We start from the raw sequence: 20,891 nt of genomic DNA on the forward strand, positions 1-20,891 counted from the left end.
AGGGGGAGTTGTTCATGTTGTCATGGATTCTTTGTATTGTTGTCGGTGTCGGCATTGGGCTGTCTATTGCAGCCCTTGCCAAGAAGGATAAGGAAAAGGATTACACTGCGATCTTCACGCAGGAAAATCCTCACCTGGAAAGGAAAATCGACACGCTTTTTGATGGTGTCAAAAGCCGCTTTTCTCGGAGATAATGTGGTATAATGTCATGAGAAGATAAAGGCTGAGAGGTATATGATGTCCCACGAGAATTTACAGGATGTCTATGCGGCAGAGCAAATGCCACAGGAGATACAAAAGCAAATAGCCGTGCTCGAATCCACGTCACAGGCGGTTCTGATCCAACAGGCACAAAATGACCTGCAGCAATGTATCGAACAAGCCTATGACAGGGGAAGCATCTCAGAGGGGACACGCACCTATCTGAGCGCACATTATCTTCACGATGCGTTCCTGCCGGAGCAGCTTTCGCAACGGAAGATCGCCCTCTTTCATGGCTCGCTGGATGCCGTCGGCTGGCCACAGCTCTCGAAATGTCGTGCGGCAAACGATTTCGGCAAGTGCTTTTATTGCACCGAGGAGATGGATCTGGCAAAAGAATGGTCTTGCCAATACGGAAAAGCCGGTGTTGTTTCGGGCTATATCCTCAAAATGGACGGCCTGAACATAGTCAACCTGAACTCAGAGCAGTATCATACACTCAACTGGATCGGCACACTGCTCGAGCATCGGCAGCCGAACAATTTGGACGATGACAGCAAAGAGGCACGGGACTACCTGATTCAGAACTTCGCCGTTGATCTTTCACGGGCAGATGTCATTGTCGGCTATCGCGCCGACGATTCATATTTCCAGTATGCAACGGACTTCCTGCGGAATCGCATCAGTCTTGACAAACTCAGTGAAGCGATGCGGTTGGGCAAACTGGGAGAGCAGGTAGCCATTAAATCCGAGCGAGCATTCAAGAGACTTGAGTTCAAACGAGCCTATCCGACGGCACAGAAATATATTGGTCTCTATATGCAGCGTGATACGCGTGCGCGAGAGACCTATCGGAAATCCCTCAGAGGGCAAATTCGCATCCCGAACAAACTCACCATCGAGCGCATCATCCAGGAGGGGATAAAGAATGATGACGAGATCCTACTCAGACCTCTATATCGAGGACGCACAAGAGAATCTTGGCAACATGTTTGATTATGCCGTAAACACCTGCCATATCCCCATCGAGGAAACAGCAGCCTACTTTATGGATTCCGGTGTTGCGGATCAATTCGGCAAGGGAAACCCACGCTACGTTGCGGGGCGAACCGGCTGTGAGCTCTTGTGGGACTGCCTTTGGGAACTAAATATTGAGCAGCCTCCTCAACCTCCTGCGCTCTATGCAGAAAAATCCCCTGAATATTGGGCAGGATGGGCGCTTGCCTACTATCAATGGTTGAAAAACATCCCATTTGAGACCATACTTGAAGCCGTACCCATGAAAAAAATTGTGCGCAGCTATTATCCGCTGCACGAAGCCGACATTCGGAAATTCGTCGAAGTCATGGATGCATGGATGGCTGAAAAAAATGTCCATACACCACGCAGTCGGCAATCATGGACACCTAAAAATATGGAATATGCACGCTAAGCTCACGAGCCTGCCGGAGACGGCAGGTTCTTTTTGTTAAAAGAGTGGATTTTTCTGTGGTTGCGTTCGTATATACTGGGAGGAAAGCATGGAAAGGAGAGACCCATATGCCTTATATCAAATTGTTCCTTGCGTGCGCAACCTCATGGCTGCTTTTGCTCCCACTAAGAGCAGAGGCTGCCGACGTATACAGTGTGATCTACTCCGATGCGAGTTACTATAACGGTAATCCCGTGGAGTGCGACTGGATCGCGAATGCTGTACTTTACGCATCGGCAAGCTACAACGTCGATCCACTTCTCATTACGGCGGTAATGGAAACGGAATCGCATTTTTACATGGGAGCCGGAAGTCGTGCCGGTGCAATCGGCCTCATGCAGCTCATGCCGAATACGGCGGCCGGTATTGGTGTGAATCCCTATGATCCACTCGGCAATGTGATCGGCGGTACAATCTACCTGCGTACACAGCTCGATAATTTCGGCAGTTGGGGTGAGTATGGCGTAACCACAGCCGTCGCAGCATATAATGCGGGGCCGGGGGCAGTCTATCAATACGGCGGCATTCCTCCCTATGCAGAAACGCGGGATTATGTCGTTAAAGTTCATCGGGCATACATGAATCTATACAACATGTGCCAGTATTAGAAAAGGAGGCGAGGGGATGGATCTGACACAAACGGCAGGATTTTCACTGCTCTGTTTCATTCTGTGGAGTTTGCTCTATATGTACTGTACTCCTTCGACGGGCAGACTGCGGGTTTATGCGAAGATCTTTCTTACGGGAAACGCATTGCTTCTGTTTATTTCGTTGAATCTGTATTTTTCGGCGAAAAATGCGATTGAAGTCAAGCGGGTCATCGAGAAATACAGCGTAGAATCCACGGTAGATTTGCTGAAAATCATGCACGAGCCAGGACATACTGCAGAGATGCAGGAAAACCGCTTGTTCATTGACCAGGGGACGGATCATGAACGTATTTTCGTCCTGATGCGTGAGCCATTTTTCTACATCATTGACCAAGGGAGAATGGTGCAGATGACAAAAGAACTGCCAAATTAAGGTAAAAATGAAAAAACATCGGAATCCAGAGCCTGTTTTTTTCGGTAGGATATACATTAGGGGAGACTAGATTAAAGAAGGAGTGTGTTTGACCTATGAAATCCAAGAAAATTGCTGTGACTGTCGGCGTTGCATTCGGTATTGCCGCCTCGTTTCTTGCAATGATTCCATCCAGTCATCGCTCGGAAGCTGCGATTGCGGTCATTGACCAAAAGAATATCGAGGAAGCAATCAAGACGGCAATCGAGACGGCGAAGATCCTGACGACGCAGGAAAAGGAGCTTGCTCTGATGGTTCTCAATGCCAAGAAAATTGGTCCGGCGGAGATTCAGAAAATCGTCGATACGCAGCTTGGCCACCAGAAAAAGATGCTGGATGAAAAAATGGGGCAAAACGGTGTCCTCGGACGTATATGGCGTACTGCAACAAACAGCCCCGATGCCGATCCACTGGATGTTGCATGGCGCGACCGTATCGGTGATCTCCAATCCATCATCAACGGCAATACAACTGTGTACGACGGTATCATGAACGAGCGTCGTCGGCAGGAGACTCTCACAGAGACCTTCAAGGATGCGGCAAAATCGGCACAAAGTACGCAGCAGACGAATATGGACATTGCCAAGTCTACACAACAGGCTCTCGAAAACTCCAACAAAGCAGAGGGAACCATGCAGGTCATGCAGGCAGGAAATGCAATCAACGCAAACAGCGTGATGGCACTGCTTCAGATGACTAAGATGTATAGTAACGCCGTTGCAGCCGAAGCATCGCACTATCAGGCAGAGAACATTCGCCGTGCCACGGTGGAAGCGAATCAGCAGAAATCGGCAGAGCGTAACATTGCAGCAGGACAGGCTGCTCTTGAAAGCATCAAGTCAAAAAAATGATGGGAGCATGAATGATGAAGCAAAAAATCCAAGCGTTATATCCTCACATACCGCTCGGAATGGCACTCATGCTGGTTATCGTTCTATTTGCGGATAGCAGTGTGGCATCTGCCGCAGGATTCAGCTCAGATATTGGTCTCAAAGCCGGAGACGGATCCTTTCAGAACAATCTTACGACCATTACCAACGGGATGTTTACGGCGGCGCGAATTATATCAACCATCATGATCGCACTCGCAGGGCTTATGATCGTATTCAATGTCGAGTCTGCGAATAAGACGACATGGAATATTATCCTCGGCATCGGTCTTGCGCTGAACTTTGGTACCGTCCTCATGGGGGTATACGGTGGATACGTTGGAGCCGGCGGTGATCAGGCGGCATTTGAGTATAAAATGCATGTCGATGCTGATAAGAACAGCAAATGGTATGACTTCCTGCAGCCCTTTACACGGACATATATTGATTATACAAAATCCGGGGCTGTTGCCATCATACCGGTTGCAGGAAAGCTGCTCATCGTATTGACCGCGATCTCTGCATCCATCAAAGTTTCGCTGGATCTCATCAGCGGAGATAAGATGAAATTCCTTGTCCAGACACTCCTCGAGACAGGGTTCTATCTCTTCCTCATCCTGAACTGGTATGGGCATGGAATTGACATCATGGGCAGCCTCTGCAACGGGTTTGAATCCATCGGCTATCATGCGGGAGGGTATACATCGGCAGATGGGGCACGCGGCAATTCTCTCATCGAGAATGCTGTCGCAATGTTCTCTACCGGCTATGGTGCTGCAGAAAAGGCATTTTCCATTTGGTCTCCCATTTCTTCACTTGTGACAATACTTTGCCTGGTGGTCATGTTCATCCTGCTCCTTCTCGCCGGCCTAGAACTTCTCATGGCGAAGATCGAGTTTTTCACCATGGCGATGATCACCATTCCTCTGATTCCGTTCGTTGCACTTCCGCAGACGAAGTTCCTCTTTGAGAGGGCATTAGGGGCAATGTTCAACCTTGCCATCAAAGTCTCAGTCATTTCATTTCTCGCGGCAATGTCCAGTAAAATCCTTACGGACTACTGCGAGGAGTTCGCGAAGATCGCAACAGATGAAAGCTCCGGTGGAATTATCGGCAATATGCCGGTACTTATCCAGATGGTGGTCGTGAGCTTCCTACTGTATCTTCTCATCAAGAAGATTCCGGAACTCGTACAGGGGCTTCTCAGCGGTTCTCCATCGCTTTCCAGTGCAAGCATGACGCAGACGGCAAAGAATGTGACATCGACCGCAGTTGCCGCCGGTGCTGCAGTCGCATCCGGAGGCGCAAGCGTCGCAGGAAATATGGCACAAGCTGCTGCAAGCAGCTATGGCGCAGGTGGTGCTGCTGGTGGAGGTGGTATTGCCGGCCTTGCCCGCGCTGGAATGAGTGCCATGAATACTGGGGCAGGTATGATGATGTCTGCCGCTGGACAAGGGCTATCTGAATCTATGGGAAAAAGCACTGTAGGGCGAGCTGTCAATGCAGGAAGAGCAGCTGCTCAACGCTATTTTGGAGCAGGCGGAAATCAGCAAGCCCCCACAGCAACTGGTCTTGCAATGACTGGCGCACAAAGCATCAAAGCAGGTGCACAAAGCGTAGGTAAAAATATAGCAACGGGAGTTCGTGGTGCAGCGTCTGTTGCAAGTGACGTCGTAAAAGATATTGCAAAATACTCACCAATCAAGTAAAACAAGGCTTCTCAATCCACCAACCGGATTGAGAAGCCTTATTTATCTTGCTAGAGCTGATTTCTTTGCGATTTCTGCAATGAGCTCATTCTGCTTTTCATATTCTTTTTTGAGTTCATCATATCGCTCTTTAAGCTCTTCATATCGCCCTTCCAGCTCATGTAATTTAGAGGTGTCTTCTTGGTGAAGGTATATTGAGCCTAGCATTGTTGTCAATTTAGGTGCATATTGACTCATAATGCGATCAATATCTGTTGTTGCAAAGAACTTTATTAGATTGGAAAAATCGACTGTACCAGAGTCTCCTTTTTCAATATAATCGCGGATTTCTTTTTCTTTTTTTTGTCGGCGTTTTTCGGCCTCTTGCTGTTCAATGATCTTCCCGCGCTCATTACACTCATCATTCCACTGTTTCAAACTGGAAAAGATACCCATGTGAATCACTCTCCTTGTATGTGGCATTCATATAATCTCAAGATAACACGTCATTTTGGGGGGAATAGAGCGGCTCGTAGGCTGTGAGGATATGCTCAACAAGTCGGTTGAGATTCACACCTGTTTGTATTGCGTGGATTGCCAGTGCCCGATGTAGTGCAGGGGTGATACGGATGTTGAAGCTGCCCTTATACGGAGTTTCCGGGGTAACGTGATTGATGCTGCATTGTTCAAGATACTGATCGACCGCTTGATGAAAGTTTTTGACCAGCTCGTCAGCACTGACCGCCTGATAGGTGACTTTTTCCTGTATGCCGAGAACCCGTCCGTAGAGCACACCGTCTGTCTCCGAGATCTCTAGGGAGCCGATGTATTCCTTATATCGTAGAATATTCTTCATCATTTACCTCCATCCTTTTTTATTTTACAAGATTCCTCTGGAGAACGCAACTATATATAGTTGCTCATGTTAAATGAAAAATGATAGGAATTTTAAGCAGCCGTTTCGCGGTAGGATAGAAGCATATAATTACGAGAGGATTGCAGATATGAGATCAAAGTACGTTTTGTTGTTGATCGTCCTTGTTATACAGATGGTTGCGGCAGTTGGAAGTGCGGCAGGTTTATCACCTATGGACGCGCCTCTACACGGGCATGAAATTGAAGTGACAAGTGGGTTCACTCCACGCCGTGTGCACCCCCTTTCAGGAGAGGTACGTCAACACAACGGAATAGATATTGGTGGAGATGCACATGAAGCCGTTTATGCTGTGGCAGATGGAACGGTAATCTTAGCGAGATATGAGTCCAGTTTTGATGGATGGGTCATCATTGAGCATACGGCATCAGACGGCAGTAAATATCAAACATGGTACGGCGATCTTGACCCAAATGACGGGTATCTTCCTGCCAATACCATTATGAACAGCGTCGAAAATCATGTGCGAAAGGGGCAGTTGATCGGATATTTAGCGTGGGGAAAAACAGCTGTCTCAACGGGTCCTCATTTGCATTTTGAGGTACGCATAAATGATACACCAATCAGCCCCGCGCTCTATCATCCCTATGCTCCGTGGCTTCCTGCCAACGCGACGGATGAAGGTCTTGATATGAGTCAGAAAAGCAGAGGAATGGTCTGGGATGCTGCATTTGCGTTTATGGATCCCGTAAAGAAAGCGATTGATACAGTCGCACTGGCCTGTACGAAAGCGGTGGATCTTCTCAAAGGTATTATCAAATATACGATTGCAATTCTGATGACCATAGACCTTGCAATAACGTATATTCTGCTTTCTGTAGATCGGGACAAGGGACAGGAGCCGAATTTCAGCATATTCAAGTTGCTGGCACTCAAAATGCTGCTGTATTTGCTACTCTTCTATGTCATTACCTCATGGGGAGCTTTCGTCATCAATTCATCGAGAGACCTATTTGTCGGTTTTGGGGCATCGACCAGCGGTCTTGATATAACGCAAGCAAAACAACTGTTGGTGGATCCGACCTCACTGGTCACGAAAGGTGCGCAGATTATTGAACCGATCTTTACCGTCTTAAATGAAACCGATGCGGGAGGTCTGGACTGGCTGGCCAAAATTGCATCAGGCGCAGTGGCAGTCATTTTCCTCATCATTATTTTTGGATCGTTCCTTCTTTTTGCCTTTGAGATCATCATGGCGTACCTCGAGTTTTACCTCATTGCCGTATTTGGCTTGGCCAACTTTGTTTTTGCCGGCGTTAAATGGTCACGGCGATTTGCAGAAAATGGTATGAATGGAATTTTCAGTGCCTCTATCAAGTTGTTTTTCTTCTGCTTCTTTGCTGCTATGCTGCAATCCGTAATGACAACAATGGTCGTAGATGATCTGATCCGAATCAAGACCGTACCGATTCAGGAGGCTGTTGGGAATCCAAATGGAAACTTCGGCGGCCGTGAAGGGATTGACATGGTTGTTGAGGCGATTCGGCGTGTAGAGACAGGGGGACAAGATCATCCATTTCAAACGCCATCACAAGACGGTTGGGGCTACGGAGCGTATCAGATCAGTTACGAATACTGGGATGTATGGTGTCAACGTGCCGGTTTTGAACCACCGCCGATGCCGTGGGGGGATGATTCTGAGGCTTGGTCTAGTCCAGGGTATCAGTCCAAACCCTACAGTGGATCGTGGGAGGATAAGTTTCCTCCAGCGACAACACCGTGGCCGGAAAATGTTCAGACAGCCGTGGCAAAACATCATTTGCTCGAACTTTATGATGCAAATGGAAGCTGGGAAAAGGCGGCCGGCGCATGGAATGGTGATCGTAGCGGCGGTTACTGGCGAAAGGTTGTCACTGCCTCAGATTCGATTCAAAAAACACAACACACACTCCAGATCATCATACTGTTAAAGCTCGCTATGATCTGCATCCTGTTCGTATTTATGGGAGATAAGCTGTCACAGCTGATTATCAAGCAGTTCGGTATAAGCAATGGCTTCAAGTTCTTACCAGGCACATGAGAAAGGAGATTTTTGTATGAAACGCTTTTCCAACACTTCAAAGAAAGCCGTGGTGGTCTTGTGCGTTCTTTCCTTTGGATTTGCTGCGCCATCACTTAGGGTCGCCTATGCATGGTCGATTCCCGGGGTTACAGAACCCTTTGATCCTCCGAATTATTACAGCCCAACAAGTATTTCGTGGCCGGACAGTGCACCGTCCCCATTCGCATTGAAAGATCTGGCTGCGCAAGGCGGCTTGGTATATGACTATACTCGTCATATCAAGAGCATCCTGTACGGGACAAAGTTCGTTGCGTGGCTCGAAAAGCTGTTGGCCAAACTTGGGATAGAGGAGACACAGGCCAAACATCTATCCAACGAACAGAAACAGCAGAGTATGGGGGACATCCAAGGTCTGCAAACTTCCGTACAGAAAAACCAGGAAAAAATTGACTTGAACCCTCCAGCCTTTGACCGGAAATACGATGATGGTATTCCTGGCAAAAAACTGGATTACAGGGAAGTGTCTAAGTTTTTGTCGGATACATTTGCAACAGCCACACAGCATACAGTCAATCGCTATCGCAACATGGACAACATCATGCAAACTCTGCAAACAGCATTACAGAACTCCAATCATGCTGTGGGTGAAACACAGGCACTGCAATCCGCTGCAGTTATTGAGTCAATCAAGCAAGCGGCCATCGCGGATCTGAGTACCGCAATAAGCGATCAGATACAGATACGCAATGTTCGGCATATGCAGGAAAATGCCGATACGCAGCAGCAAGCAGAGCAACAGCTAAACGGAACATATCATCTTCTCAACCCTGGTGATCCAAATGACTTGGTCATGCTGCAATCCTATGAAGCAGATACAGGCTATCAGTCCTATAAATCAAAACCAATGCCTGATTTTTAAGTCATTGTCTATGATTGCTAAATCATAGGATTTCAGAATGCATTATCTCGCTATACTGATAAAAAAGGAGGCGATGATATGCCGGATGAAGCAAACAATATAGTTCAACTGGATAAAAATGTTCAATACGATCTTCGGAATGACACGCTGCGGATCGAGCGACAGTATCTCCATTGCGTCCAGGTTGTCTTGCGGAGCGATTCTCTAGGCGAAAGAGAACGCCCCCAGGCAAAGAGCGCGTTCATCGGCGGTGCTGTCATGGAACTGGATCTTCGCCCCGAAGGGAACAAGGCGATCCTCCGTACCGCACAAGGGGAGAAAACGATCTCCATTATTGGCAGCAAGATTGAACCAAATCGTACACTGATCGGGAAAAAGAGAAATATAATTGAAATTGGGGAAATCCTTAGAAACCACTTGGTGGGCAAGGAAGCTCTACGGACATTTCTTCGTTCTCCGCCGCAGGAGAGAGATTCGCTCATCGTTTCCTATCTGGACAGTATTGTCCACAGACTTGCCCAGGAAGCCCGCCTTCTTCAACCGGAGTCAAGTGTCACGGAAGAAATGAAGATGCTGCAGCAGCGGGAGGATTTTGCCTACGGAAAGGATTATACCAGCCTGTATGATCCTGTCATATATGTGCCCCAGAAAGAGCAGGGGCTCGATGTTGAGGCGCACACAGAGAAGGAAATGCGCCCATCCGCGCGTGCGCAAAGGAGGAGCAACATGAAGAGTGAGTGGTTTGTATCAAGCAACCCGATCGACCCTGTCGCGGGTGTAATGATATATCAGGCACAACGTAAGAAGGACGTGGATGCCGTCGACTACAGTGGAAACCGCGAAGAAGCGGGTCAGTGGTTTAAGGACAAAGCGAAAGCGCAGGAAATCGTCGACAAGTTGAACGCGGCAGAGCAGGAACGCGGTGAGGCGCTTACGGCAAAGGAAGCACAGGCAATCGCCAACAGTCTTAACACGGAGGAACAGCGCAAGGAAGCCGGCAAAGAGGCACCACAGGCAACGGAAGCGCAGGGAGAAAAGAAGCAGCCGGAAAAGAAGACGACAAAAGAGCTGGTCAGTGAGGCAAGCAAAGATTTCAGTGCCCTTATGGAAAAGGCACACGCAGATGGCAAGGCTGTTTGGCAAATGACCAGCGAAGATCGGAGCCATCTTCGCGCTCCTGTTCTTGTGTATAAGGACAAAGAGGGAAACGACAAGTCGTTCTACCCGCCGGTCGCCAATATGCTTCCAGCCGTCCAGCATCAGTTGGAAATTGGGAGCAAAGATCCTCGCTGGATCCCGGCAAAAGAGGCGGGGGCGAATCCGGATATTGCCATCCGTAAGGGGGCAAAAGCTGTGACCTTTGTCCTTTTCACAAAGGATAAAGAGCCGTATACAAAAAAATTCTTCAATATGGCAGATCTATCCGGGAAAGGCGTTCCCGCGCTTTCTCCTTCCCCCGATCTGCGTCGTGATGTATATCTGCATGATATGATCGACTATCTCGCCCGTCGGGCAGAGCGCGGTACATTCAAAGACAGCAACTACTTCATGATGTTTATGGACGCAAAGGAAGCAGCGAACAAGAGCTATCAAGCAAAAAAAGAAGTCTATGATTTCTCCAATCTGGATTACGAAACCTATATGAAGGCTCGTCTCGAAGCTCATCGGCGTTTGGATGCCATCTTGAAGGCAGATATTCAGACACCTGTGCCGGAAAAAGACTATGAGAAGACGTTTATTCAGCTGCTTGCCAAGGAGGTTCGTCAGCCCTCCAAGACAACAAACTATGTCATCCGGGCGGCGAGGAAGGCTCTGAATGAATTGAAGTGGCAGGAGAGCCACGTCAAGGCCGCAATCAAATCCTTTGTGCCGGAGGCTGCATTTGACAGCTTGGCGCGAAATGGCAAAGCACCATCCAATACATTGCTGATCGTCGCTGTGAAGGGGATCGAACCTCAGAAAAAACAGGAACAGGCAACTGTGCGCTGAAAGGAGATGAAGTCATGGCACCGATGACAGATGAAGAAATCTACGCCGTAATCTGTGGCGACATTGATGACCTTCCGGCAGATGATGACTTGCCGAAAGACTGAAATTACAAGACAAAACGATGAAGCCTGCACAATGCGGGCTTTTTCTATCGGTCTATGTATTTCGTGGGGAGGAGAGTACATTGGAATACATTATTACAAACGAAACCATGGATCTGTCGAACAATGAAGCGTATATGCTCATGACCTGCCTCACAAGGCGTAATATTGTCGCAAAGATGTACTATGGCGTTTGTTGCCGACAAAGTAACGAAAAGACATATTCTTTCGCTTGTATTAGAAAACTTTCCTTTTTTGATGATTTTTCTATACGAGTTGCCCGTCTCATGTTTTTAGAGCTGTTGGAAGATGTCGGCGCAGACTTTATCTTTGATAAAGAGCGGCTTGATCCGCAGGAAAAAGAAACCCTTCAAACGGTTGGCTACCCAGTTATCGAAGATGTAGTTATGGATGTATTATGTGATGCTTACGATACACGCACGGCAATCTCTCATATGATGTTTGATATGCGTATGAATGGGGCAGATCATCAGGAAGATCAAAGACAGGCAATGAATCACTTGATAGAGCTGTCTCAGACATTTAACGGAATCGGGCACGTCATCTCTTATCGCATCACACCAACTGCTCCGCAGTCAGCAAGAGCTGGCTATCGGAATGCACTGCAATCGTTTGAAGAACTGCACAACCGTGAAATGAAATCCTATGTCTTCGGCCTGGATTCCAAATCAGATGACACCCCGTTTACTCTTTCATGGCTTGCACCTATTCATGATGTGCTAAACCAGGCAGAGAATGAACTTCATCGACGATTATCAAATATCAAAGACATGGATGTATAGGAAGTATGGTGAAAGTTTTATCTGTCTGTTTATGCAAAAAGACAAGAAATATCACACGATTGAGGAAGTATACTATTTTATGTGAAATAACATTCTCAAAGGAGTGCTTCCCATGGGGCAGTATTCACTCAATCTTTTACGCATAGAATTTCGGATGAAAAATAGGTTCGGGAAATGGAAGGAATTTCAGACCTTCGAAGATGCAAACCGTTTTTTGCACATCTACAATACACGGATTGAAATGACGACGTATGAATACATCTGTTACCATGTAGTATGGGAAGATGGACATAATTTTTCCGGAACACTGCGATTTCCTTTTTCGTGTGATGAGGAACTGCTGCTGCAAAATATCATTCGTGATATTCTGTATGATCGTCTCTATCTGGTATTTCCTTCATGCTCCCTTCAATGGTTGCCAGAGTATTTTCTTCGTAGTCGAGCAGGTCATCGTGAATATGATACCATCCTATCCCATGCCGAGGGATTTGACCACGATCACTACAAACATATTTGTTTCACGGCCAAGAACTACATGGAAGGTTTGTATCAAACATATCCTGGGCTATGCCGCATATATAAAAAGGCGCGGCGATTTTCCTCCTTTATTACCAGCATCCCATATCGCTCTATGGCATACAAGCGACATCTTCTGCAGTTGGCCAGAAAGTATATACGCATAGCTCTTGATATGTGTGTTCGCGGACACCGAAAGGCGGCCAGAGCGTATACGCATAAACTCTCACGCCTTTCGCAAGAGGTTTACGCTGAACGTCTGATTAAGGATGAACGGTTCACCAAGCAGGGACTGCTTCTCTATGGAATATTTCCAGGAGAAAATCTTGGGAACAAGGCTTTGTCCGAAGCAGAGCTTCTTGATTTCTCCTGCCGAATGAATTCCGTAAAAGCGGTTCATTCATATCATAGATCCACGTCATATGAACATGATCTCTTTTACCTTGTTTATTCTGAGGTGCTTGATCATATACTGCAGGAGGAAGATTGTTGTTGCATATACGACCAAACTTCGGTAGAAGTTATTCGGAGACTTATATCGAAGAACATTCCTATATGCCGTGCGATTGAATTCATAAATCGGTATGATCCGTTTGCTGTCGGTCATCCAAATTATGGGAGAGACATCTTCCATAAGATTCATCCGCATTCCGTTATTAAGCCTTTGACAGCCGTATAGGAATCCTTATGACTTGTTTATGAACCGCTTCATTCATTATTATGATGCTTTTCGTGAAGCATGTATATAAATTTCATAATCTACCTTGACATCTTTATGAACGAGATGTATATTTACGGTATACGAAATAATTAGTTAGTTATATGCTAATTATTTCGTATACCGATTTTTTGTAACTCACGATTGTCCACGAAAATGAAGGAGGATTTTCTATGCAGTTCATGGTGGCGAATGACAACGGGAATTCTGAGCAGGATCTGATAATCAACGGGCAGAGGATCAGCTCGCCGAATGTCTTTGCGCGTGTCGGGAAACTCACGAACTTAGACGAACTCAATCCGGAGTATATCCTGAAACATATCCACGACAATCTTATTGTCTCTGTGGATGGTGCGCTCTACTATGTCGGGGCGTATGCAATGAGCAGCGGTCAACGCTGCCGGTCAATCACCGTTGGTGTCGATAATGACAAGGTGTCCAGCGATATTGTCTATGTAAACACGCTTGCGCATATCGCTGGGGAAGTAGTTGCAACCGCATTCAAGGAAAAGGGGCAGCTACCGGAGGAGGGCGAGGCTCTCAAAGCGCGTATCGACATGGCAACTGCGATTCCCGTATCTTATTACACCAAGGCAAAAGCCGCAGAGTTTGCGGAAAAGTTCATGCGAAAGCAGCATACCGTTACGGTGTATGTAGGAGCAAGGGAGTACGTTGTATTCCTTTCTTTTGACTTTGTGAAAGCTATTCCGGAAGGGGTCACAGCTGCACACGCTTTCATGGATCGGCCGGAACTGATTCACCAAGTCAAGAATCTATCGGCCAAGAAGTTTGAGACCCTGCGTATCTTGCACATTGCGATCGGCGAGGGGACGACGGAGTTCCCAATCACCACAGGCATTGCCTTTAAGCCGGATTTCATCACAGGAACATTCAACGGCAATGGCCATGCAATCACAAGAGTGCTGGAAAGCTTCAAAAAGGACTTCGGGCTTCAAAGCGTGACCCGTCAGGACTTCTCGCGCTATGTGCGCGATACCGGACACAAGTATCATGATGCGGCCATGTCATATTTTATACCGGCACTCGAAGATGAAGCAGAGGATATTTTGAATATGGCCGAGCAGGTTCTTTCAAGAGCGAACAATGAGGTAGATATTGTGGCCGTATATGGAGGCGGCTCAATCCTCATGCGCGATGCATTGGAGAAACGGCTTTCTGCGTTCTGCAAGAGGGCAAAGATCCGCCTCGTATACATTGATGATCCAGAGGACGCAGTGTTTATCGAAGCTGATGGACTCAACGCATTCCTGAGCAGTAAGTTGTTTCAGGTTCTCAAGAACAATGCGATGAGCGGTGAGAAAGGATAAGAGCGATGGCCAACGAAAAGAGCGTGATTGTCAAGTCCGTCTCTCTGGAGCGGACGGAGGAGTTTGAGCGGTTTGTTGCGCGTCAGAAGAATTTCAGCCGGTCGATTCGTGTCCTGATCCAGCAAGCGATTTTTCAGCGCAATGGGGCAATCGTCGATATTTGGGAAGAGTACGAAAAAGCCGTGCGGGACAGTGTTTTCCGGAATCAGATGAACTCTGCTCCCTATGTAGAAGAAAAATCTGATCAGAGAGGAGGCTCTCCGGAGGAAGCGGCAATCCTTGACGAATCTTACCATGAGGAACCGTCAACAAGCCGCAGCCTGTCCAGGAGCGATGAGAAAACGGACAACGATAACGGCATTCCAGAAGGGTATCAATGAATCCGCGCGGGGGCTGTCTGCCTAAAGGCAGCAGCCCTCTTTTACCGCCTGGAAGGTAGGCATCAGATTAGTTGCTCCTTTGCCTTGTTCGCGTTATAATTGGAATAGGAGGCGAGGATGATGGAGAAGATAACATATAAATATAATCCGTCGGATTATGACGAGATGCTTTGTGAATATATGACTGCGTTTTATCGGGCGTATGAGGAGAAGAACCGCGTTTTTATGATTTCTGAAATGGGGCATCTCTTTTCCGAAACGAAATATGCCATGAAAGAAGGGGATATTTCGTCAAGCGATCGTGAGGAAATGCTGACGTATTTTGGGGAGCTGCTTTATGCTTGATCTGCGTGATGTGAAATGGTTGCCGAACCGCTTCGGTGGCTCTGAGAGTAAATGGACAATGGAGTATGAGGGAAAACTCTACATGGTGAAGTTTCCCGATCCGAACCGTGCGCCGAAGCATACGGCGCTGAGTTATATCAACAATCATTATTCGGAGTACATCGGCTGTCACATCTTTCAAATGCTTGGGATGCCATCGCAAAATACCTTTTTGGGGCGTGGAACGCCGCCCAACAGCAAGAGAGAAAAGACTGTTGTTGCCTGTGAGGTGTTCTGTCAGGATAAGCCCGGCTGCCTGATCGAGTTCAGCAAGTTTTTTCTGCATGAAACAGACAGTGAAAAGCGCAAAAAGACAACGCTTGAAGATGTGATGAAGGTCATTGACGAGGATGTGACTATCAAAAACAAGGCGCAGATAAAAAATTTCTTCTGGGATATGTTTGTCGTAGATGCGCTGCTTGGAAATGGTGACCGACACCTGGATAATTGGGGGCTGATACAGTCGGAGGACGGTTCACTGTCCCCTGCGCCTGTATATGATTGTGGGTCAGCTCTTTCCCCTTTGTATTCTGACGAGCAAAAAATAACCCTTTTGGAAGACGCTGCGGGTTTTAAGAACACGGAATTCAATCTGTGTTCCGCATATCGCTATCAGGGGCGGCGCGTTCATTATCATGAGTTTTTCAAGAATCCGCCGGAAGACCTGCGCCAGGCCATCCAGCGCATTGTGCCTCGGATCAAAACGGCTGCTGCGCAGATCGACAACTTCATCGACCGCACAGAAGGGCTGTCGGATGTATCAAAAGCGTACATGAAAAAGTCGCTCATGATGAGAAGGGAGCTGATCCTCCTTCCGGCACTCAAGTGCTGCAACGAAAAAGGTCATGCGTTTGTACGTGGAGGGGGCAGATAATTCCATATCGGCCAATTATATAGATGAAAATCACCGTGTCCTATCGTAGAACATGGTGATTTTTCTTTCAAAACCTATACTTTTTAGGAGTTTGTAGATCGCCAATAAAATATGCTTCAAAAAGTCCTATCTACACTTTTGAAGCATTCCAAAAGTGCAATGGAGTTTTTGAAACAAATATGATAAAATTCTAAGCAAAGGAGGGGAACTTGCAAAATGAAGATTGGATACATCCGCGTTTCTGATAAAAAACAAAATCCTGATCGGCAGATTGAAAAGATGCTGGCCATCGGAATCGAAGAACGCTTCATTTTTGTCGATCGGCAAAGCGGGAAAGATTTTGCACGACCATCATACCAGTTGATGAAGCAGGTTCTCCGTGAGGGGGATCTGCTGTATTTGGACGCGCTAGATCGGCTCGGACGAGATTATGACGGGATCATTGAGGAATGGAAGGATATGACACGCAATATCGGCGTTGATATTGTGGTACTGGAGCAGGAATCCTTATTTGACAGTAGGCGATTTCGGGAAATGGGGGAATTGGGGAAACTGATGGAAGATCAGTTTCTCAGTCTTTTGAGTTACGTTGCAGAACAGGAGCGCAACAAAATCCGGATGCGGCAACGTGAAGGAATCAATATTGCCCAGCGGAAAGGGGTTCGGTTCGGGCGACCGCGCGTCGAGATTACGAGGGAATTTCAAGATGTTGTAAAACAATGGCGAAACGGGGAGATTACCACAAAAGAGGCGATGCGTATATCCAACATGAAGCCGTCTACATTCTATCGACGGATAGGAGACTTAAAGGAGGAACTGTGATGAAGAAGATCGTTTTGTTGTTGTTTTGTATGCTTATCTATATGCCGGCGACGTTTGCCTCAACATGGCAGGAGGATGTGGATGCCGTTACCAACGATCCCCAGAAGATCTATGAGGTATATCGCGGAATGCCTTACGCAGACTTTGAAAAGGCATGGACAGATGTGCCAAATTGGAAGCGTAAGGAAATAAAGCCTCGTTGGCAGTTGTTTGAGAAGATCCTTGAAGGAAAGAAATCTCTACGGGAAGAGTTCCAAGTGATGGGAGACAAGACGAATGTGATCAGCATAGAAGTCGCATTCTTCACCAACGACAAGAAACTGTTGGATGAAATTTTCGATTATACGCGTTCCCGTCTCGCTCAAAAACTCGGCAACGATGGCCAGGTTGAAGGCTGTAACATTGATGATGCCGGATACGCAACCCTCATTACATGGCCAGGGACACATATTATGCTGACGCGCAGCCCTGACGAAAAAGGTGGGAAAACTTACAATACGCGCATACGGTTCTAAATTTCGCTTGCTGCTTGATGCAAAGAAGCCCTCTCACATAGAAAGGGCTTCTTTTTGTATGTTGGTTATAGATCACGGTAGATTTGTTTGTTTGCTTCTTCTGCCTTGGCGGCCTCGGACATGAGCGTCCATGTTTTGAGCGCAGAGTTATCCTCCCGCATGGTTGCAACCAAACTCGCATAATGTGAGTTTCCGGAGACCGCTTCGGCGATGATAGCCGGTTTGTCTTTGGCTTTTACAGGGGCAGATACCTTATACTGTTGCGCGTTTTGCTTATCGCCCTGCACGGCTTTTGCGAGTGCCTCCATTTGCAGTTTTGCGCGGTTCATTTTTTCTGTCGCACGTTCCAGGCGCCTCTGCAACGCATCGCATTGTTCTTGATAAGGGGCGTTTTTCTTTATGATCCCAAGAGCAATATCTTTGATTTTCGCCTTTCCCTGCGGTGAGTCAATCTGTGTTGCCAGCCTCTTTTTCTGTTGCTCCAATTCGATCTTGCGGTTTGCTAAATCACGGATTCTTTGATTCAGGTCATCACGACGAGAAGCGAGTGCGCGGTATCGTTCCTGATATTCTGTGTATCGGTCGCGATCCGCAGATGCCGGAACTGGCAGTTTCCGAAATTCTGCAATATCTTGCTCCAATTTTGCTTGATCGTTCTGCAGATAGCCTTCCTGCTTTTTCAATTCTCGGAGATCCTCGCGCAATTTTTTCAGCCCGCCCTTCGTATAGATATTGCTTGCCATCTGCAATGCACGATCCATAGACAGGACTTTCTTTTTCGCAGCTTCCAGCTGTTTTTGCAATCGCTCCGTTTCTTTCTTGTAGCCATAAAATCGTTTTCGTATGATGGAATAGAGCTGATGCGTTGTGTAGGTATCCTGCTGATTTTCTGCGTGCGTTTCTGCGAATAATCCTTGCTCCAATGCCCGCATAGATATTTCCAAGTTCTGCTCGGCTTTTGTGAGTTTTTTGCGAATCTGCGCATTAGCTTGCAACGTCTTGTGCGTAATTAGTTGAATCTGTTTCTGTATGTCCGTATTCTTCAATCGGATTTCTAAAGCGTCTATTTTATCTTGGAGCAGGTATTTATCATGTTGAAGGTTTGATAGCTTTTCATCGAGTGCCGGCAAGAGCTGTCGATAGGCGGCCAGTTCTTCATCTGTCGGATTTTTAGGCTCTTCCAGATTTTCTTTGAATTCCGTCCATCGCTGGATGTCCGACAGGATTTTTTTATACGTCTGATACGCATCTTTCTCCTCCTCCGTCATATACTCGATTTTCGCATTTTCTTGTGCATCAGCAACGGATATAAGCATCCGCTGCAGGTGCTCATGGGCATGTACGGCCTCAACGAAACTATCCCGCAGTTCGCCAATGTGTGAGGTTGCGTCATTTTCGCTCTCGATGAACTCATTTGATGATACGACTGCTTTGATGTTTTTCTTGAGCCGCCCTGTCTTCTCTTTTCGCTCATCTTCCTCCATTCCATGTGCAACAAGCTCGGCAGCAAAAAGCAAGTCTTGATATTCTTTCTTGTGGACACGATACTGCTTGATGCGCTGCACCTGCGGATTGCTGTCCTCGAGCACGCCATGCTTACTGATGTGCTCCTCCGGAATACGGTTCAAAAGATTTGCCAGTACAAGATCTCCGTTCATGCGGGCTTCCTGTTCCTGGGCTTTGAGGCTGCGATGGTCAACTCTTGCGCTGTGTCCGTACTTCTCCAATACACTGTTTACGATTTCTTCATAGGAAGCCCGTAAATGTGGGACATAGGTACGGTCTGCCCATTTGCGATCTATGGGTGCTCCATGGCTGCGCATCGCTTCTTCCGTTTTGTTTTTTACGTTCTCACGCAGCGGATAGCGAAAGTAAGCGGATCGCTTCCGCTCTTTCTTTTTTTCGACCTCATCGACCAGCCGCGTGGAGAATACCAGGTGAACGTGAAGATTATGCGTCCCATCGGACATTGCGCCAATTTTATCATGTACGGCGAGTGAGTAGTAGTGATCGGGCAGGTTCTCTTGGATGAATCTGTTGACGATCTCTAAATTCTGCTCAAGGGTCAATTCATTCTGTAATGCAAATTCCAGATCTTTATAACGAGCTGCGTTTTTAGGAGAGTAGCGGTCTGCTGCTCGAAAAAAGACGCTGGGCGAATCCTTCGCCCATTTTGGAAGATGGTGCTGCTTATAGACGCAATCTCCGCGCTCTGAATACGCCTTTTCACGGTTGATATACTCAACATGACGTTGTGCGTATATCGTATCCATGTTGCTTTCGATGTTATCTAGGATTCGCCTTGCGGTTCCTCGAGCATACTGTTTTCGTCCGTCAGATAAATCCCATCGCATAAAGGTATTGTGTGTGGCTCCGTCGTGTCCCAACTGACCACTCTCATCGCTTGACACCAACAGCGCAGCGTCCTCTGATCGAGTGCCATCCACAGAGAGTTTGGGCAGTTGACGCATTGTGGGTAGGGTTCCGATGGAAGCAGCTTTGGCATTTCCACGCTGATTTTCGTCAATGTCGGGCTTTGGAATGTTCTTGCGGACGACAACTCGTCCACCTTGTTCTCTAAATCGTTCTCGTTCATCCTGTTTCTCCTTTCGCTTCTTTTCAAGGATGCTCTGCATATTCGCATCTTTGAAAGTGACTGGCAGATCGGACAAAAGAGCAGCATGGATACATTTTGCTTTGAAGGCCAGACTGCCGTTCACTATCAAAGGCTCTGTCATGGTTTCTTTTGCGACCATGAGAGCAGTGGCGATTGTGTCATAGGATGGATCATCCGTGACGACAATCCCTTTTTCTGTATTGGTGATTTTTCCGTAGGGACTTGAATAAAGCAGAACAGTCCGGCCATCAATCGCGTCTTTTTTTCGAGTTGATGAGATGACGTTATCCATGCTCTGAGGTTGGCGTTCATCTATGTTCTTAAACTTTCCTTCACGGTTGATATAGTCCGAGTGTTCGACGGCTGAAATCTGCGTTTTCGTCTTTGGGCGCTTGTCATTCTTGACGGTAAAATGGTATAAAGCCATGCTGCTTTTATTCTCCCCGGCAGGTCGTGAAAATCTTCGGAGCGGAGCGACGATAAGCGATAGCGCCAAGCTGCCAACGGCAGGTTCAGGGAGCGTAGGCGACCGACAAAAAAATTCGCCCGCGAAGCGGCGTAAGAATTGGGTCGAACGGCGTTTCAGCGTGCTGAAATGCATAAGTGAGCTTAGAGTAACTTCAGTTACTCCCATTCTATCAAAACAGGCACAATAAAGTGGGAAACAAACGGGAAACTTGATTCCCATTTTGAAAAAA

21 protein-coding genes are annotated in these 20,891 nt (G+C 47.2%); 18 read left to right on the forward strand and 3 right to left on the reverse strand.

The genetic code is table 11. The annotated features are described in order from the left end of the window. The first annotated feature begins 14 nt into the window (after positions 1-14). From HMPREF9334_RS02070 to HMPREF9334_RS02100, 7 genes are all read left to right on the forward strand, one after another. On the forward strand, positions 15-194 hold the full coding sequence (locus HMPREF9334_RS02070) for a hypothetical protein (protein ID WP_006691842.1): 180 nt from the start codon (positions 15-17) through the stop codon (positions 192-194). 43 nt (positions 195-237) lie between these two features. Next, positions 238-1,197 carry a DUF3990 domain-containing protein gene (locus tag HMPREF9334_RS02075; RefSeq protein ID WP_006691843.1) on the forward strand — a complete coding sequence of 320 codons (960 nt, stop codon included), beginning with the start codon at positions 238-240 and terminating at the stop codon, positions 1,195-1,197. Beyond that, positions 1,130-1,633, forward strand: coding sequence for a hypothetical protein (locus HMPREF9334_RS02080; protein WP_006691844.1), 504 nt, complete (start codon positions 1,130-1,132; stop codon positions 1,631-1,633). Before HMPREF9334_RS02075 ends, HMPREF9334_RS02080 begins: the two co-directional genes overlap by 68 nt. A 107-nt stretch (positions 1,634-1,740) precedes the next feature. Continuing rightward, positions 1,741-2,280 carry a lytic transglycosylase domain-containing protein gene (locus HMPREF9334_RS02085; protein WP_006691845.1) on the forward strand — a complete coding sequence of 180 codons (540 nt, stop codon included), beginning with the start codon at positions 1,741-1,743 and terminating at the stop codon, positions 2,278-2,280. A 16-nt stretch (positions 2,281-2,296) separates the two neighbouring features. Next, on the forward strand, positions 2,297-2,695 hold the full coding sequence (locus HMPREF9334_RS02090; protein ID WP_006691846.1) for a hypothetical protein: 399 nt from the start codon (positions 2,297-2,299) through the stop codon (positions 2,693-2,695). Between the two features lie 95 nt (positions 2,696-2,790). Further along, complete coding sequence (locus HMPREF9334_RS02095; protein WP_006691847.1) at positions 2,791-3,585, forward strand: hypothetical protein; 795 nt, start codon at positions 2,791-2,793, stop codon at positions 3,583-3,585. Positions 3,586-3,599: 14 nt separating this feature from the next. After that, a complete protein-coding gene (locus HMPREF9334_RS02100) occupies positions 3,600-5,312 on the forward strand; it encodes a type IV secretion system protein (RefSeq protein WP_245535204.1) in 1,713 nt (570 codons plus the stop codon). Between the two features lie 42 nt (positions 5,313-5,354). Here the strand turns inward: HMPREF9334_RS02100 and HMPREF9334_RS02105 are convergent, their stop codons facing one another. Beyond that, a complete protein-coding gene (locus tag HMPREF9334_RS02105) occupies positions 5,355-5,747 on the reverse strand; it encodes a hypothetical protein (RefSeq protein ID WP_039957142.1) in 393 nt (130 codons plus the stop codon). Between the two features lie 37 nt (positions 5,748-5,784). Further along, the gene (locus tag HMPREF9334_RS02110) at positions 5,785-6,150 is read right to left on the reverse strand and encodes a type II toxin-antitoxin system HicB family antitoxin (RefSeq protein WP_006691849.1); all 366 of its coding nucleotides are present in this window, start codon (positions 6,148-6,150) and stop codon (positions 5,785-5,787) included. A 145-nt stretch (positions 6,151-6,295) separates the two neighbouring features. Here HMPREF9334_RS02110 and HMPREF9334_RS02115 point away from each other — a divergent pair, with 145 nt between their 5' ends. The 11 genes from HMPREF9334_RS02115 (at position 6,296) to HMPREF9334_RS02165 (ending at position 17,576) form a co-directional block, all read left to right on the forward strand. Then, entirely contained in the window at positions 6,296-8,245 is a 1,950-nt protein-coding gene (locus HMPREF9334_RS02115) for a peptidoglycan DD-metalloendopeptidase family protein (RefSeq protein WP_039957235.1), read from the forward strand. A 16-nt stretch (positions 8,246-8,261) separates the two neighbouring features. Further along, a complete protein-coding gene (locus HMPREF9334_RS02120; protein ID WP_006691851.1) occupies positions 8,262-9,146 on the forward strand; it encodes a hypothetical protein in 885 nt (294 codons plus the stop codon). 78 nt (positions 9,147-9,224) lie between these two features. Next, positions 9,225-11,135 (forward strand): hypothetical protein, encoded by a 1,911-nt coding sequence (locus HMPREF9334_RS12365; protein ID WP_006691852.1) that lies wholly within the window; start codon positions 9,225-9,227, stop codon positions 11,133-11,135. A gap of 184 nt (positions 11,136-11,319) precedes the next feature. Further along, entirely contained in the window at positions 11,320-12,039 is a 720-nt protein-coding gene (locus tag HMPREF9334_RS02130) for a hypothetical protein (protein ID WP_006691853.1), read from the forward strand. A 112-nt stretch (positions 12,040-12,151) separates the two neighbouring features. After that, on the forward strand, positions 12,152-13,234 hold the full coding sequence (locus HMPREF9334_RS02135) for a hypothetical protein (RefSeq protein WP_039957144.1): 1,083 nt from the start codon (positions 12,152-12,154) through the stop codon (positions 13,232-13,234). 212 nt (positions 13,235-13,446) lie between these two features. Beyond that, entirely contained in the window at positions 13,447-14,601 is a 1,155-nt protein-coding gene (locus HMPREF9334_RS02140) for a ParM/StbA family protein (RefSeq protein WP_006691854.1), read from the forward strand. Positions 14,602-14,606: 5 nt separating this feature from the next. After that, positions 14,607-14,981 carry a hypothetical protein gene (locus HMPREF9334_RS02145; protein ID WP_006691855.1) on the forward strand — a complete coding sequence of 125 codons (375 nt, stop codon included), beginning with the start codon at positions 14,607-14,609 and terminating at the stop codon, positions 14,979-14,981. A gap of 117 nt (positions 14,982-15,098) precedes the next feature. Beyond that, positions 15,099-15,326 (forward strand): hypothetical protein, encoded by a 228-nt coding sequence (locus HMPREF9334_RS02150; RefSeq protein ID WP_006691856.1) that lies wholly within the window; start codon positions 15,099-15,101, stop codon positions 15,324-15,326. Next, a complete protein-coding gene (locus HMPREF9334_RS02155; protein ID WP_006691857.1) occupies positions 15,319-16,239 on the forward strand; it encodes a HipA domain-containing protein in 921 nt (306 codons plus the stop codon). The genes HMPREF9334_RS02150 and HMPREF9334_RS02155 overlap by 8 nt, the downstream gene beginning before the upstream one ends. Positions 16,240-16,455: 216 nt before the next feature. Then, positions 16,456-17,061: a recombinase family protein gene (locus tag HMPREF9334_RS02160; RefSeq protein ID WP_006691858.1), complete on the forward strand. Its 606-nt coding sequence runs from the start codon at positions 16,456-16,458 to the stop codon at positions 17,059-17,061. Then, positions 17,061-17,576, forward strand: a complete 516-nt coding sequence (locus HMPREF9334_RS02165; RefSeq protein ID WP_006691859.1) for a hypothetical protein — start codon at positions 17,061-17,063, stop codon at positions 17,574-17,576. The genes HMPREF9334_RS02160 and HMPREF9334_RS02165 overlap by 1 nt, the downstream gene beginning before the upstream one ends. Positions 17,577-17,641: 65 nt before the next feature. Here the strand turns inward: HMPREF9334_RS02165 and HMPREF9334_RS02170 are convergent, their stop codons facing one another. Further along, the gene (locus tag HMPREF9334_RS02170; protein ID WP_169311778.1) at positions 17,642-20,881 is read right to left on the reverse strand and encodes a MobA/MobL family protein; all 3,240 of its coding nucleotides are present in this window, start codon (positions 20,879-20,881) and stop codon (positions 17,642-17,644) included. Between the last annotated feature and the right edge of the window lie 10 nt (positions 20,882-20,891).

It is taken from the genome of Centipeda infelix ATCC 43532 (genome assembly GCF_000234095.1).
Taxonomy (GTDB): Bacteria; Bacillota; Negativicutes; order Selenomonadales; family Selenomonadaceae; genus Centipeda; species Centipeda infelix.

Coding starts and splice junctions, on each gene's coding strand:
- HMPREF9334_RS02070 (WP_006691842.1), top strand. CDS start 15: ATGTTGTCATGGATTCTTTGTATTGTTGTCGGTGTCGGCATTGGGCTG.
- HMPREF9334_RS02075 (WP_006691843.1), top strand. CDS start 238: ATGTCCCACGAGAATTTACAGGATGTCTATGCGGCAGAGCAAATGCCA.
- HMPREF9334_RS02080 (WP_006691844.1), top strand. CDS start 1,130: ATGATGACGAGATCCTACTCAGACCTCTATATCGAGGACGCACAAGAG.
- HMPREF9334_RS02085 (WP_006691845.1), top strand. CDS start 1,741: ATGCCTTATATCAAATTGTTCCTTGCGTGCGCAACCTCATGGCTGCTT.
- HMPREF9334_RS02090 (WP_006691846.1), top strand. CDS start 2,297: ATGGATCTGACACAAACGGCAGGATTTTCACTGCTCTGTTTCATTCTG.
- HMPREF9334_RS02095 (WP_006691847.1), top strand. CDS start 2,791: ATGAAATCCAAGAAAATTGCTGTGACTGTCGGCGTTGCATTCGGTATT.
- HMPREF9334_RS02100 (WP_245535204.1), top strand. CDS start 3,600: ATGAAGCAAAAAATCCAAGCGTTATATCCTCACATACCGCTCGGAATG.
- HMPREF9334_RS02105 (WP_039957142.1), bottom strand. CDS start 5,747: ATGGGTATCTTTTCCAGTTTGAAACAGTGGAATGATGAGTGTAATGAG.
- HMPREF9334_RS02110 (WP_006691849.1), bottom strand. CDS start 6,150: ATGATGAAGAATATTCTACGATATAAGGAATACATCGGCTCCCTAGAG.
- HMPREF9334_RS02115 (WP_039957235.1), top strand. CDS start 6,296: ATGAGATCAAAGTACGTTTTGTTGTTGATCGTCCTTGTTATACAGATG.
- HMPREF9334_RS02120 (WP_006691851.1), top strand. CDS start 8,262: ATGAAACGCTTTTCCAACACTTCAAAGAAAGCCGTGGTGGTCTTGTGC.
- HMPREF9334_RS12365 (WP_006691852.1), top strand. CDS start 9,225: ATGCCGGATGAAGCAAACAATATAGTTCAACTGGATAAAAATGTTCAA.
- HMPREF9334_RS02135 (WP_039957144.1), top strand. CDS start 12,152: ATGGGGCAGTATTCACTCAATCTTTTACGCATAGAATTTCGGATGAAA.
- HMPREF9334_RS02140 (WP_006691854.1), top strand. CDS start 13,447: ATGCAGTTCATGGTGGCGAATGACAACGGGAATTCTGAGCAGGATCTG.
- HMPREF9334_RS02145 (WP_006691855.1), top strand. CDS start 14,607: ATGGCCAACGAAAAGAGCGTGATTGTCAAGTCCGTCTCTCTGGAGCGG.
- HMPREF9334_RS02150 (WP_006691856.1), top strand. CDS start 15,099: ATGATGGAGAAGATAACATATAAATATAATCCGTCGGATTATGACGAG.
- HMPREF9334_RS02155 (WP_006691857.1), top strand. CDS start 15,319: ATGCTTGATCTGCGTGATGTGAAATGGTTGCCGAACCGCTTCGGTGGC.
- HMPREF9334_RS02160 (WP_006691858.1), top strand. CDS start 16,456: ATGAAGATTGGATACATCCGCGTTTCTGATAAAAAACAAAATCCTGAT.
- HMPREF9334_RS02165 (WP_006691859.1), top strand. CDS start 17,061: ATGAAGAAGATCGTTTTGTTGTTGTTTTGTATGCTTATCTATATGCCG.
- HMPREF9334_RS02170 (WP_169311778.1), bottom strand. CDS start 20,881: ATGGGAATCAAGTTTCCCGTTTGTTTCCCACTTTATTGTGCCTGTTTT.